Source organism: Candidatus Ancaeobacter aquaticus (assembly GCA_030765405.1).
In the GTDB taxonomy this organism is placed as follows: Bacteria; Auribacterota; Ancaeobacteria; order Ancaeobacterales; family Ancaeobacteraceae; genus Ancaeobacter; species Ancaeobacter aquaticus.
Genome location: JAVCCP010000007.1, coordinates 64825 through 79677 on the forward strand (window position 1 = coordinate 64825; position 14853 = coordinate 79677).

Below are 14853 nucleotides of genomic sequence, written 5' to 3' on the forward strand. Positions count from 1 at the left end.
ACGAATGAAAAAAATTATTATTAGTATACTTGTTTATGCGCTCAGTCTTGGCATTGCTCAGGCGGAATCACCCTCATATACTCTTCCGGAAAAAGCGGTGTGTGTGCTCATGCTAAAAGTGAAAAGTGATGATCCTGGTATACACGCGATACTAGATAAGTATAAGAAGTGGTTTTTAAATGAGAAGCTTGGGGCGGATGCCAGAACAGTTGTTGAAGATTTTAATGTATTGGAATTTGATGAAATTGCGCTGGGTCTGATTCCTGATGAAAAAGGAAAGCCGACATATCTCGCAATCGGTGATATGAGCGAAAAGGATGCGAGTGTTACCTTTAAATATAAGAATGTTAATTTAAAATTAAATATTAAAGAACGAAAAGATGAAAAAGGTTTGCAGCAAGGTATTATTAAAGCGCTTTTAGATACATGGCTTGATGATAGTGATATACGTAAGGATGATGAAGGTATTCTATACAGTAAGCTTCGTGAAAGTAGAGGGGAAATATCATCGTACGCATTTTTTAAAAACCGCGTTATTATTGGCAGTAACTACGGTATTGTGAAAGAAGCGAAAACGCGTTCGCTCCCTGGAGCTATTATTGGGTCTCAAAAGAAAAATTATGCTGAGTTTCTTCGCAATCTTGATAAGAATGATGACGGGTATTTTTATATTGATAACAAAAGTGGTTATTTTACAAATTTTATTCGTGTAAGAGAAGAAGTTCTAAGGATACCGCTTTTGCTTTCGGGTGATGTGATAGAGTTTTTGGGCATCTTTTTTGATATTGTCAATAAAAACGCCATAAACGCACGAATTCTATTTCAAGGAAAAAACGAGGAAAGTCTCAAGAAGATTGTTGTTGACGCACGATTTATGGCAGAATTTTTTAAACGAAAGATGTTGGTTGATAATATTGGTTGCACTTATCGTATTGTGAAGAGGGGCAATGCTGTTATTGTGAAGATAAAATTAAATAATGTTGAACCCTTGCTCAATAAATTGTTAAAAGTTCAGTCGTCCAAAAACCCCGCATAAATGCTGTAGATGCTTGATAGCCTGCCTATTAGGGGTAGTATTTTTCCTTGACATGCCCTCATTGTTAGTGTTTAATCTCAACCTACACTTTATATTAAAGCTCGTTGTGTTTGATGTTTATACATATTTTCTCATCATAAGTTTTCAGTTGAGACCTAATACATATTGTTTACGATAAGGATTAATTTTATGGCGGAAGAGTTGGGTTTTGTAATTATTAATCAATATACGCTGGCGAAGTCAAGAACCGGTGGTGTTATTTCACGTCTTCTCTCGCGTGGGACCTATGAATTAGTTGCTGCTCGAATGTTTTCTCCAAGCCAAGAACTTGTTGATGAGTACTGTAAGATCGTTGATGAGGACCGTACAAAAGATGGTGCTAAAATTGTTGATCTATTAATACAGTATATACAGGATAATTACGCCCAAAACAGAGTCACCGGAGCTAAGGGACGTTTAATGGTGCTTCTTTTTAAAGGTGATGATGTGATAAAAAAAATACGATCTGAAGTCATTGGAAGTATAACCAAAGAATCTGTTGCGGGTGAAACTATACGAGATACCTACGGTGATTATGTTATTGATTTTAACGGTAAGGTGAAATATTTTGAGCCTGCTGTTGTGGTTATTCCGAAGAGTGGTAATGCGAAAGAAACACTCGAACTATGGGCTAAATATTCAGATACTGATGGAGGTCTTTTAGATGATGTTGTTCGCTATCAGGGCAGTGAGACCCCCGAAACAACGCTTGTTCTCATAAAGCCCGATAATTTTATTGGGCCATCGAGTCGTGCTGGATATATTGTAGATATGCTTTCAAGGAGCGGATTGTACATAATTGCCTCACAGGTGATTCGTATGAGTTATGCTCAGGCGCATGAGTTTTATGGTCCGGTACAAGAGGTCTTTAAAACAAAATTAAAAGACCTTTTTGTTTCAAGGGCAGAATCAGCGATTTCAGGCCAATTTGACTTTGAAATACCTCAAAAAACTAAAGACTCGTTTTTAGATGAATTGAATATCCTTAATGCGGAGCACGAGTTTAATAAAATTATTACATTTATGACCGGGTTAGCCCCGAAGAAAGTAATGGATCCTGAAGAGAAGAAAAAACCGGGGCTTCAGAAGTGTCTTGCTTTAGTGTATCAGGGTGTTGGCGCAGTATCAAAAATCAGGAGTATTTTAGGTACAACGGATCCCAAAAAAGCTGATCATGGAACTGTTCGAAGAGAGTTTGGATCAAATATCATGGTAAATACCGCGCATGCGTCTGACTCAATGTATAATGCACTGCGTGAAATGAAAATAATAAGAATTGAAGACAATACATTTAAAAAAGAAATAGAAGAATTTTACAAAACCACATAAAAAGGAAAGTTTATGAGACTCTCACAACGCATATCAGATGTATCGCCATCACAAACACTGGCTATTTCAAATAAAGCCAAAATGATGAAAAAAGAAGGTGTTGATGTTATAGGTTTCGGAGCAGGTGAACCTGATTTTGACACGCCGATACATATTAAAGACGCGGCAAAGAAATCGCTTGATGCAGGTTTCACCAAGTATACCGCTGCAAGCGGTATTCCCGAACTCAAAGATGCTGTAATAAAAAAGATTGAACGTGATAACGGGTTTTCCTACGAGCAAAACCAAATTATTATTTCTTGTGGCGCAAAACATTCGCTTTTCAATGTTTTTTTTGTATTGTGTGATACTGGTGATGAGGTTCTCATTCCATCCCCGTATTGGTTGAGCTACCCGGAAATGGTCAAAATGGCGGGAGCAGTTCCTGTTTTTGTAGACGGTTCTGAGGATGCTGAGTTCAAAGTAACGGTAGAACAATTGGAAAAAGCCATCACCCCAAGAACAAGAGCCCTCATATTAAACAGCCCGTCAAATCCGACCGGATCGGTATACACTAAAGAAGAACTCATGAAAATTGCCGATTTTGCGATTGAAAAGAATATATATGTTATTTCTGATGAAATATATGACAAGATCATATATGAAGATAATGTTTATGCCAGCATTTCTTCGTATGGGCAGAAGATAAAAGATTTACTTGTGATCGTAAACGGAGTATCAAAAACGTATTCAATGACTGGTTGGCGCATAGGATATATTGCTGCGCCGGTTGAAATCGCTAAAGCGGTAAGTAACTTGCAGAGTCACAGCACTTCTAATCCAACGTCGTTTGCGCAATATGGTGCGGTAGAAGCGTTAATGGGTGATCAGTCTTGCATAACAAATAAGGTAACAGAATTTAAAAAGCGTAGAGATTATATGATGGGCCGGTTTGAGAATATGAAAAATTTATCGTGTGTAACGCCTCTTGGGGCTTTTTACACATTTCCCAATATTGCCAAGACGGGTAAAACGTCAACTGAGATCGCCGGTGAGCTTTTAGATAGTGTACATGTAGCGGTAGTTCCCGGTGTTGCGTTTGGCCGGGATGAAAATATTCGCTTATCGTTTGCAACATCAATGGAGAACATTGAAAAAGGCCTTGATCGTATAGAGAAATATCTGGAATCTATATAAAATATTATGATGCCAGGTGCCGGTAAAAAAGACGTTCAGTGTTTAGAGCGCTTATTTTTTGTCAGGTTTCTGGCATTTATTTTTGAGGGATACTTATGGGTATGAATGTTACAAGAAAAATACTATCTTCACATAGTGCCACTGGCGATATAAAAAACATATCTCCCGGCCAGTCAATCGCACTAAAGATTGACCAAACACTCACTCAAGACGCGACAGGGACAATGGCCTATCTTGAATTTGAGGTAATGGGGATTGAACGTGTTAAAACAAAGTTATCGGTAAGCTACATAGACCACAATACATTGCAAACAGGCTTTGAAAATGCAGATGACCATTTGTTTCTCCAAACGTTTGCATCAAAATATGGAATATATCTATCAAAGGCAGGTAACGGTATTTGCCATCAAGTTCATCTCGAGCGATTCGGGATTCCCGGCCAGACATTATTAGGTTCAGACAGCCATACACCTACGGGTGGTGGGCTAGGTATGATCGCTATTGGAGCAGGTGGTATTGATGTTGCTTGTGCAATGGCTGGTGCACCGTTTAACGTTGCTATGCCTGTTGTTGTAGGAGTCAAATTAAAAGGAAAATTACGGCCATGGGTTTCTGCGAAAGATATTATTTTAGAGCTCTTAAGACGTTTATCGGTAAAAGGCGGTGTTGGGCGTATTTTTGAATATACGGGAGAAGGAGTAAAAACTCTAACGGTTCCTGAACGTGCAACTATCACAAATATGGGTGCAGAATTAGGTGCTACAACATCAATTTTCTCTAGTGATAGCCAAACACTAAAGTTCTTAAAAGCACAAAATCGCGAACATTTGTGGGAAAATATTTGTGCCGACAAAAATGCCGAGTATGATGAAGTAATTGAAATTGATTTAACAAAACTTGTTCCTTTAGCCGCACAACCGCATATGCCGGATAGGGTTTGTTCTGTAAAAGATATTGAGGGAATGAAAGTAGATCAAGTATTGGTTGGCAGCTGTACAAATTCATCATATAAAGATCTTATGACTGTTAGCTCTATGCTGAAGAATAAGAAAATTAGCGACCAGGTGAGTTTTGGTATCGCCCCCGGGTCACGTCAGGTATTAGAGATGATCTCGCGTAATGGTGCACTTCTTGATATTGTTCAGGCTGGTGCCCGTGTGTTAGAAGTTGCGTGCGGTCCCTGTATTGGTATGGGGCAGTCCCCACAAACGAAAGCAGTTTCTCTCAGAACGTTTAATCGCAACTTTGAGGGGAGAAGTGGAACCCCGAGTGCAGATATATATTTAGTATCACCTGAGGTTGCGGTAGCATCTGCAATAAAAGGCGTAATCACTGATCCGAGAAAACTAGGAAAATCTTCTCGTATTGTTATGCCGAAACAATTTCTTATAGATGACTCAATGATCATTTCTCCGTCAAAGAAACCGAAGACAGTAAAGGTTGTGAAAGGCCCGAATATTGCAACACTTCCAAAATGCGGTACATTGCCGAGGTCATTTAAGGGTGAGGTTCTTTTACATGTGGGAGATAACATTACTACTGATCATATTTGTCCTGCAGGTGCAAAGGTATTACCGTATCGGTCAAATGTTCCTAAATTGTCTGAATTTGTATATCAATCAGTCGATAAAGATTTTTCGCAAAATGCATTGAGTGTTAAATCAAAAGGCATAGCTGGTATTATTATTGGTGGAAATAATTACGGACAGGGATCAAGCCGTGAGCATGCTGCACTTTGCCCAATGTATCTCGGAGTAAAAGTAGTGATTGCCCTTTCTTTTGCCCGTATTCACAAAGCAAACCTTATAAATTTTGGTATTCTTCCTCTTACTTTTGAGAATGGACCAATATATAAAACTATTAAAAAAGGCGAAGCCTTATCGTTTCCAAACATTCAAAAAGAGTTAAAGGACGGCGTGAAGATAACTGTTGAGTTGGCACATAAGAAACGTTTTTACGTGAAGTGCGATATTTCTGAAAGAGAAAGAAACGTTTTGTTATCAGGCGGGATTCTGGCATATATGGGATCTCGTAACTCGTGATTCGTGGTTCGTGAATCGTGAATCGTTAAACCATGAATTATAACAAGGTCTGTAGTTCTTGGTTTTAGAAGATATTTACTTGGAAATTGGTAATTGGAATTTACAAATGTTGTTAGTTGTTCTAATGACTGTTTTTACTAGATTATTGGGTTAAATAAAAAAACGAGAAAAAGGGTTTAGCTATGCAATCAACAAATTCAAAAATCAAAAAAGGTAAAAAGATTATTATTCAAAAAGACGGAGGACTTAAGGTTCCTGATCATCCGATTATTCCCTATATTGATGGGGATGGCACTGGTCCAGATATTTGGAGTGCAGCGGTACGTGTATTCGAAAGTGCTGTTGAAATTGCCTATAACAGTGAACGAAAGATTATTTGGAAAGAAATTTTTGCCGGTGAAAAAGCTAATAAATATTATGGAAGCTGGCTGCCGGAAGAAACAGTCAATGATATTAGAGAATATGTTGTTGCTATTAAAGGTCCGCTCACAACTCCGATAGGTGGAGGTTTTAGGAGCGTTAATGTTGCTTTGCGGCAACAACTAAACTTATATGCGTGTATACGTCCGGTGAAATACTACCCTGGGGTTCCATCTCCAATGAAGAATCCTAAAAATGTTGACATGATAATATTTAGAGAAAATACTGAAGATGTGTACGCAGGATTAGAGTGGAAGATTGGGACTGAAGAGGTTAAAAAAGTTATTAATTTTCTTAATACTGAGATGGGTTGTTCCATTAGAGAAGATTCTGGTATTGGCATTAAGCCTATGAGTGAATACGCGTCAAAAAAGCTTATCAGAAAAGCGATAGAACACGCGATACACCACAAAAGAGATAGTGTTACACTTGTGCATAAGGGAAATATTATGAAGTTTACGGAAGGTGCTTTTAAGGAATGGGGGTATGAAGTTGCCCGTGAGGAGTTTAGAGAGGAAACCATTTCTGAATCTGAAGTGTATGAACATTACCGTGGCACTGTGCCTGAAGGTAAAGTGCTCATTAAAGATAGAATTGCTGACAATATGTTCCAACAGGTGCTTATGAGACCAGAAATGTTTAGTGTCCTTGCTATGCCTAATCTTAACGGTGATTACATGTCTGACGCATTGGCGGCACAGGTTGGCGGTCTCGGCGTTGCACCGGGTGCTAATATTGGTGATACAGCAGCGGTATTTGAGGCGACACACGGTACGGCGCCAAAATATGCCGGTCAGGATAAAGTTAACCCAAGTAGTCTTATATTATCAGGCATTATGATGTTTGAACATATGGGGTGGGATGAAGCGGCAGAATTGATCGATAAAGCGCTTGCAAAAACGATCCAAAAAAAGATTGTTACCTATGATTTTGCACGACATATGGATCGTGCCACATTAGCGAAATGTTCTGAATATGCAGATGAGATAATAGGGAATATGTAACGCGCGTAGCGTTTAGCGTTTAGGTTTTACTCAATAAAAAATATTAAACTATACGCTGTACACTAAACGCTATACACAAGGAGTAGCAATGAAACGAAATAAAATAAGTATTGTTGGTGCGGGAAATGTTGGTGCGACATGTGCTCATTGGGCTATAACCAAGAATCTTGGCGATGTTGTGCTTATTGATATTGCAGAAGGAATTCCGCAAGGCAAGGCACTTGATATGGCAGAATCGTTACCGATTGTAGGAGTTGATCTCAAGGTTACCGGATCAAATAATTATAGTGTGACCAAAGATTCTGATATTGTCATTATTACTGCTGGTCTGCCGCGCAAACCCGGGATGAGTCGTGATGATCTGTTAAAAACAAACGCGAATATAATGAAAAGTGTAACGAAAGAAATAGCTCAATATTCTCCTGAGGCAATACTTATTATTGTATCTAATCCGCTTGATGCTATGGCACATGTTGCTCTAAAAGAAAGTGGTTTTAGTAGAGATAAAGTGATTGGGATGGCAGGCATTCTTGACACGGCGCGTTTTAGATCATTTATTGCCGAAGAACTTAATGTGTCGGTAGAAAACGTACATGCTATGGTATTAGGTGGTCATGGAGATACCATGGTTCCTCTTCTGAGTTACACAAATATTGCCGGAATTCCCATTAGAACAATGCTGTCTGAAGAAAAGTTGAGTGCTCTCGTGGAGAGGACCCGTAAAGGAGGTATCGAGATAGTAAACCTGCTTAAAACGGGTAGCGCCTATTATGCACCATCATGTGCTGCTATTGAAATGGCTGAGGCTATACTATATGACAAAAAGAAAACATTGCCCTGTTCAGTATTTTTAAAAGGCGAGTATGGTGTTACAGACAGCTTTTTAGGTGTGCCCGTCATATTGGGCAAAAACGGTGTTGAGAAAATTATCGAACTTGATCTGTCTGATGAGGAAAATGCCGCGCTCGCGCAATCCGCATTATCGGTAAAAGAGTTGATAGAAACAATTTCGTAAATACCAGCCCGTGAATCCCCATTCACATATTTTTATATCCTTTCTTTCTTTAACTACTTATGTGTTTATTATAGTATTATATTGGCAGTAGTGAACACGACGAGAACGTGATAGTTAATGGTATATACACTATACAATATACATAAGAGATAAAGATGATCCATATACATAAAAGATTTAAAGAATCTGAATCTTTTATTGAGACGCTGAACGTGTTACATCAAGGGAAAGATGTTCTTGTTACCGGGTGTGAAGCATCACTAAAAGAGTGCATTATAGCAACGATTGTTCGTGAGTTTCAAAAACCTATTCTCTATATAGTAAAAGGTCCAAAAGAACAGGATACTGCCGCTGAAAACTGTAAACTGTTTTTAGATCGACCGGTCTATTCGTTCCCTGCACTTGATTTTATTCCCGGGCAGGGTGTTCATCCACAAATTGAGATAACATCTGAACGGCTAAAAGTTTTGGAGACGTTACTTGAACCACAAGAGTTTCTGCCTGTTGTTATAGCAACATCACATTCGATCAGTCAACATGTCGTTGGGCGTGCAGTCCTTGATGTATCTCGTATAGAAATAAAACCACAGATGTCTATCTCTCGCGATGAGTTGTGCAAAAAACTTGTAGATCTCGGATATGAGCCTACACCGATGATTGAAAAAAAAGGTGATTTTTCAGTTCGGGGCGGTGTTATAGATGTGTATTCAATTCTTGAAGATGATCCATACAGAATAGAATTTTTTGGAGATACGATTGAATCAATACGAGTTTTTGATGCCTACACACAAAAATCTACGGAATCTATTGATCATATCGTTATTGTACCGTGCAAAGAAAAAGAATGTATTGAAGAAGGAAATGCGACTTTGGTTGAGTATATCAGTGAACTGTCTGATAAACCTCTTATTGTTTTTGATGAGCTGTTCGAACTGAAAAGAAATACAGCTCAATTCTATGATGATTTTAAAACTAATTCATTATATATACCATTTGATAATTTTTATGGAGGGGTTGCAGAGTATCAAAAAGTTTTTTTTAATTTATTTGAGCAAAGTTCACCTGAGTTCAAACAAGTGTCAAAAGTTCACTATAACGTCAAAAGAGCGGAATCTCTTTCAGAAAAAACAACAGTCCCGTTTTCAGAAGTATCGGCATGTGATAGTGATGCTGCTGAAAGAAAAATGCTATTTGAGGATAAACAAGATACCGTGCTTGGTGAAATTGAGCGCTTAGTTGATAAGAAATATAAGATATGCATAGTATGTAATAATGCTGGGGAAAAAGATCGTTATACTGAGATTATAGATGAGAAAGGATATGAAAAGTTAAAAAAAATACCGATTGTTTTGGGGAGACTGCATACAGGTTTTATTTTTCCCGAGTGTAAAATCGCGCTTATTGCTGATCAGGATATTTTTAATCGATACAAAGTGCGATCAATTCAGAAAAAATTCAAGGGTGTTAATCCTATTGCAGAACTGACTGAAATAAAAAACGGTGACTATGTTGTTCATATTAATTATGGCATTGGAAAATACAAAGGGCTTCAGATGATAGAAAAAGACGGGATAATGCAGGAGTTTATGGCCCTTGAATATGCTGAAAAAGCATATGTGTATGTCCCTATTGAAAATATAAACCTTGTTGAACGGTATATCGGTGTCGGGAAAAGACCCACGCTGGATAAACTTGGATCGAGCCGGTGGAAACAGGTTAAAAAAAGAGTCCAAATCGTGACTGCAGGTATTGCGGCAGATCTCCTTGATGTGCAAGCGGCTAGAGAGATATTGGAGGGAACGCCTTTTTCAAAGGATAATTCATGGATGAGAGAATTTGAAAGCGCATTTATATATGAAGAGACAACTGATCAAATGCGTACAATCGATGAAGTTAAACGAGACATGGAATCACGAAAACCGATGGATCGGCTCATATGTGGTGATGTTGGCTACGGGAAAACAGAAGTTGCTATCCGTGCGGCCTTCAAATGTGTGATGGATAACCGCCAGGTAGCGGTGCTTGTCCCAACGACCATTCTTGCCGATCAGCATTTTAGAACATTTTGTGAGCGTATGCAGGATTATCCCATAAAAATTGAGATGCTTTCACGATTTCGATCTAAACGTGAGCAGGCGAATATTGTAAATGAGCTGAGTGCAGGTACCGTTGATATAGTAATTGGCACGCATCGTTTATTGCAAAAAGATGTAGCGTTTAAAAATATTGGACTAGTGATTGTTGATGAGGAGCAGCGCTTTGGTGTGCGTCATAAAGAAAAGCTGAAGCAGTTACGAAAACTTATTGATGTATTAACGCTTACAGCTACACCAATACCACGGACACTCTATATGTCATTTCTTGGTGTTAAAGAAATGAGTGCGATTAATACTCCTCCCGAAAACAGACTTCCAATAGAGACGTATATTATTGAATATCATGAAACGGTTATAAGAAAAGCGATTGTTCATGAGCTTGCACGTGAGGGACAGGTGTTTTATGTGCATAATAGGGTAAAAACCATTAACCGGGTGAAAGAACGCCTGCAAAAACTTGTTCCCGAAGCACGTATAACAGTTGCACACGGGCAAATGGATGAAGACGAGCTCGCAGAAATAATGCATTTATTTGTTAATGGTAAAATTGATGTGCTGGTTTGTACGACCATTATTGAATCAGGGCTTGATATCCCGAATGCCAATACGATCATAATCGAGAGGGCGGACATGTTTGGCCTTTCAGAGCTCTACCAGTTGCGCGGCAGAGTGGGGCGGTATAATGTGCGTGCATATGCATATCTCTTGTTTCCTCCAAACGCACTGTTACTCTCTGCGGCAAAAAAACGATTGCGGGCATTAACTGAATTTAGCGGTATGGGGTCGGGTTTTAAGCTTGCAATGAAAGATCTTGAAATACGTGGTGCGGGCAATATTTTGGGCAAGGAACAGCATGGGTATATTACCGCAGTCGGTTTTGATCTGTATTGTCGGTTATTAAAACAAAATATTGTTCGACAACGCGGTGACAGCGCGGGGATGTCAGAAAAAGAAGTCGTTCTAAAATTAGGCATGCGGCCATATCTTCCGCTTTCATATATAGGAGATGAGTCTATACGTATTAATCTTTATAAACGTATCGCGTCCTGCGAAAAAGTTGCTGAGATCAATGAAATACATGCTGAACTTAATGATAGATTCGGGCCTCTTCCAAAAGAGGTCGCGCTTTTTATGGATACTTCTATGCTTAAAATAATTGCTCGCTCAAAAAATATACATTATATTGAAGTAAAACAGGGTAAATGTGTCATAAAGCGCAATAACGAAGTAGTGCTTTTTAATGGGCACCATGCACGTATAACCGCTACGCGTCAAGAGGGGATAGTTGAGGAAGTGTTAAAAATAGTGAACACTATTACGTAAAGATGCGTCTTTATGTTTGATAGGTGAAAATTAGTGACTGACTTTTCAGTTTCATTATAAGTTGCACAAGGTATTTTTGTTTGTTATAATCCGCAGAATTATTACTTTATGAAAGGAGAATTATGAAAAAATGTTTTCTATCTATAATAGTGGTTATGAGTGTATTTACTGTATCGGTATATGGATATTCTCAAGAGAATAAAAAAGACACAGCAACAAGTAACCAAGTACAAACGCTTAAACCTGATAGTGTTATTGCCTCAGTGAATAATAAGGAAATAACCGTAGGAGATTTCCAGGCTCTTGTGGGGAAAGTTCCTCCTAATTATAAGCAAGCTATACTGAATCAAAAAGCTAAAGTTATAAATGATATGATTACTCAGGAGCTCTTGTTCCAAGCTGCAGAGAGAATGGATTTGGAAAATGATCCGCAAGTTAAAGAATCACTCAAAAACCTTGTAAAACAAATTCTGGTGCAGCGATATATCCAAATTGAAGTTGTCGAAAAGATAAAAATTACTGATAAAGATCTTAAAGAATATCATAAAAAACATAAGGAAGAATTCAATATACCAGAACAGGTCCGGGCCGCACACGTATTAGTGAAAGATGAAAAGGATGCTCATGCAGCCATGAAAAGAATAAAAAACAACGAAGACTTTGCTGTAGTAGCAAAGGAAATGTCTATTGATCCCAGTAGGCTTAAGGGTGGGGATCTAGGGTATTTTGGACGTGGACGGATGATCCCAGAGTTTGAAAATGCCGCATTTTCTCTTGCTCCTGGAGAAGTATCTGGTATTGTTAAAACACAATTTGGTTTTCATATAATAAAGTGCGTTGATAAGAAAGCTCCTCAAGCTCGTGAATTTGCAGAAGTAAAAAAAGAAATAGAGCAGAAACTCATGCAGGAAAAACAGGCTGCGCAGTTCAAAGACTTGATAGAACGCTTGAAAAATAAAGCTGAAATTAAAATAAACAATAATGTAATACAAGAGCTTAAATAATAGAAAAGGGAAAATAGGTTGTTTTTTATGAAAAGGTTTGCTCAATATATTGTTCTGGTAGGAATAGCACTTAATGTATGTTGTTTCGCGTATGCAGAGGTTGTTGACCAGATTGTTGCTATTGTGAACGATGAGATTGTTACCTTTAATGAACTCAAGAAAGTTCTTAACCCCATTTATGCGCAATATGAGAAGACATATCAAAGTGATGAGCTAGTCGATAAGATGATCCGCGCACGCAATGAAGTATTGAAGCAGTTGATAAACAATAAGTTACTTGTTCAGGCAGCAAAAACGAAAAAACTGACTGTTGATGAAGATCTCATCGAGGAAAGAATAGATAGTATAAAAGAGCGGTTTCCAAGTGAAGAGGTTTTTTATTCAGCACTAGAGGCTGATGGCATGTCTGTTGATATTCTGAAAAAAAATATCAGAGAACAGTTGCTTATGCGAAGTCTTGTCCAACGCGAGTTAGCGCACAAAGCGATCGTATCTCCACACGATGTTAATGAATTCTATAAAAAACACACAGAACAATTTCGTGAGGGTGAGATGATAAATCTATGTAATATTCTCATTAAGCATACTGATAAAGATGATGAAGGTAGTGATAAGGCATGGGATAAGATTAATAATATTTTGCGGGAAATCAAGAATGGCGGTGACTTTGAAGTGCTTGCAAAGCAATATTCTGAAGGGCCGAATGCTGAAAAAGGCGGAGACATGGGTTATTTCCCTCGTGGCAGTATGATGAAAGAAATTGAAGAGGCTGCCTTCAGTATGAATGCAGGTGAAATCAGCGAAATTATCCGTACTAATGTTGGTTATCATATTCTGTACCTCAAAGCGCGCCGCAGTGCTCGACAAATACCCTTTCAAGAAGTTTCAAAAGATGTTGAAAGAGAATTGTTTCAGGTAAAGATTGAAAAGCTCAAAGCTGAATATGTTGACGATTTACGTAAAAAAGCATTCATAAAAGTAATGGAATAACAAACTCGTCGTTCGTTCCTCGCATCTCGTATCTCGAAAAAAGTAATGAGAATCATCATTCCAATCCCATAACAAGTTATCGTCACAGTGATTTACATTTCTTTTTCTAGAACCGAGCACTTATCACCTAGAACCTTATGTAGAATTTTTTATCAATTTGTAATATCATTATCATATGTGGAGCACAATATGAAAATTCCAATTATCGGTATTACTATGGGGGACGTTTCCGGTATTGGACCGGAAATTATCATTAAAACACTTCGTGATATGTGGTGGCATGGTGTGTGTATCCCGGTGCTTTTTGGATCTAGTGAGATTTTTGATTATACCGCACAATTGTTGAAGGATGATTTTAGGTATACAGTCTTAACTGATATTAAACGGGATACAGTTTGTAAGGGAAATGTATACTTGTTCCGTACAGGGTCAATTAACCCTGAAGATGTTGTGTGTGGAAAGCCTGATTTCCAATGGGGAAAAGCGGCGTTTACTGCGGTTGAATGTGCTGTACGCGAAGCACAAAGTGGTAAAATTGATGCTATAGTTACTGCTCCGGTATGTAAAGAAGCGCTGGATATGGCAGGATATACTTTTCTTGGGCATACTGAGTTTTTGGCATTCCTCACTAAAACAACTTCGTATCGCATGATGTTTGTTGGTGGGGGATTAAGGGTTATTCTTGCCACGATCCATGTGCCATTAAAAAAGATATTTTCTTTACTAGATGAAAAAACGATTTGTGAAACTGTGCAGCATGCTCATCGTGCAACTCGGTTATTAGGTGTTGAAAAACCAACGATTGCAGTATGCGGTCTCAATCCGCACGCAGGGGAAAACAGTGTCTTAGGTACCGAAGAGAGAGATATTGTTACGCCTGCTATTTTGAAAGCGCGATCTCAAGGTATTGATGTTCTTGGTCCATTACCTTCCGACACTGTCTTTTACAGGGCGCAAAACAATGAGTTTGATTGTGTTGTTGCACTCTATCATGATCAGGGTTTGATTCCATTTAAGATGATCGCTTTTGATGAAGGGGTTAATCTAACCGTAGGGTTGCCATTTATCCGTACATCGCCTGATCACGGAACAGCTTTTTCAATTGCCGGTAAGGGTATAGCTGACCCAAGAAGCATAACGGAAGCAATAAAGCTTGCTGTACACATGTTTGATCGTAAGGGGGTGAGAAATAATAATATCCCTAATTTGGAGGCTCAGATTTAGCCATATGCAAGGCGTGACGACGCTGGCGTACCCTCCGCGGTACGTCAAGGAGGAGCAACGAAGCATATGGCTAAATCTGAGCCTCCCCGAAGGGGCTGGTCGCTTTTGGGCTGTAACTGTGTCACTTATCGCTTGCGTATCGCAGGGGATACGCG

Annotated in this window: 10 protein-coding genes; all 10 read left to right on the top strand. The window is 38.7% G+C overall.

What is annotated here, in order from left to right; all coding sequences use genetic code 11:
• The first annotated feature begins 4 nt into the window (after positions 1-4).
• On the top strand, positions 5-1036 hold the full coding sequence (locus tag P9M13_00915) for a hypothetical protein (GenBank protein ID MDP8261848.1): 1032 nt from the start codon (positions 5-7) through the stop codon (positions 1034-1036).
• Positions 1037-1225: 189 nt separating this feature from the next.
• The gene (locus P9M13_00920; GenBank protein MDP8261849.1) at positions 1226-2404 is read left to right on the top strand and encodes a nucleoside-diphosphate kinase; all 1179 of its coding nucleotides are present in this window, start codon (positions 1226-1228) and stop codon (positions 2402-2404) included.
• A gap of 12 nt (positions 2405-2416) precedes the next feature.
• Positions 2417-3580, top strand: coding sequence for a pyridoxal phosphate-dependent aminotransferase (locus tag P9M13_00925; protein MDP8261850.1), 1164 nt, complete (start codon positions 2417-2419; stop codon positions 3578-3580).
• 101 nt (positions 3581-3681) lie between these two features.
• On the top strand, positions 3682-5622 hold the full coding sequence (locus tag P9M13_00930) for an aconitate hydratase (GenBank protein MDP8261851.1): 1941 nt from the start codon (positions 3682-3684) through the stop codon (positions 5620-5622).
• 182 nt (positions 5623-5804) lie between these two features.
• The gene (icd, locus tag P9M13_00935) at positions 5805-7046 is read left to right on the top strand and encodes an isocitrate dehydrogenase (NADP(+)) (GenBank protein MDP8261852.1); all 1242 of its coding nucleotides are present in this window, start codon (positions 5805-5807) and stop codon (positions 7044-7046) included.
• A gap of 88 nt (positions 7047-7134) precedes the next feature.
• Positions 7135-8061, top strand: coding sequence for a malate dehydrogenase (mdh, locus tag P9M13_00940; protein ID MDP8261853.1), 927 nt, complete (start codon positions 7135-7137; stop codon positions 8059-8061).
• 155 nt (positions 8062-8216) lie between these two features.
• Positions 8217-11480: a transcription-repair coupling factor gene (gene mfd, locus P9M13_00945; protein ID MDP8261854.1), complete on the top strand. Its 3264-nt coding sequence runs from the start codon at positions 8217-8219 to the stop codon at positions 11478-11480.
• Between the two features lie 122 nt (positions 11481-11602).
• Positions 11603-12484 carry a peptidylprolyl isomerase gene (locus P9M13_00950; GenBank protein MDP8261855.1) on the top strand — a complete coding sequence of 294 codons (882 nt, stop codon included), beginning with the start codon at positions 11603-11605 and terminating at the stop codon, positions 12482-12484.
• A 27-nt stretch (positions 12485-12511) separates the two neighbouring features.
• Positions 12512-13474 carry a peptidylprolyl isomerase gene (locus tag P9M13_00955; GenBank protein ID MDP8261856.1) on the top strand — a complete coding sequence of 321 codons (963 nt, stop codon included), beginning with the start codon at positions 12512-12514 and terminating at the stop codon, positions 13472-13474.
• 189 nt (positions 13475-13663) lie between these two features.
• Entirely contained in the window at positions 13664-14698 is a 1035-nt protein-coding gene (pdxA, locus tag P9M13_00960; GenBank protein ID MDP8261857.1) for a 4-hydroxythreonine-4-phosphate dehydrogenase PdxA, read from the top strand.
• Positions 14699-14853 lie beyond the last annotated feature (155 nt).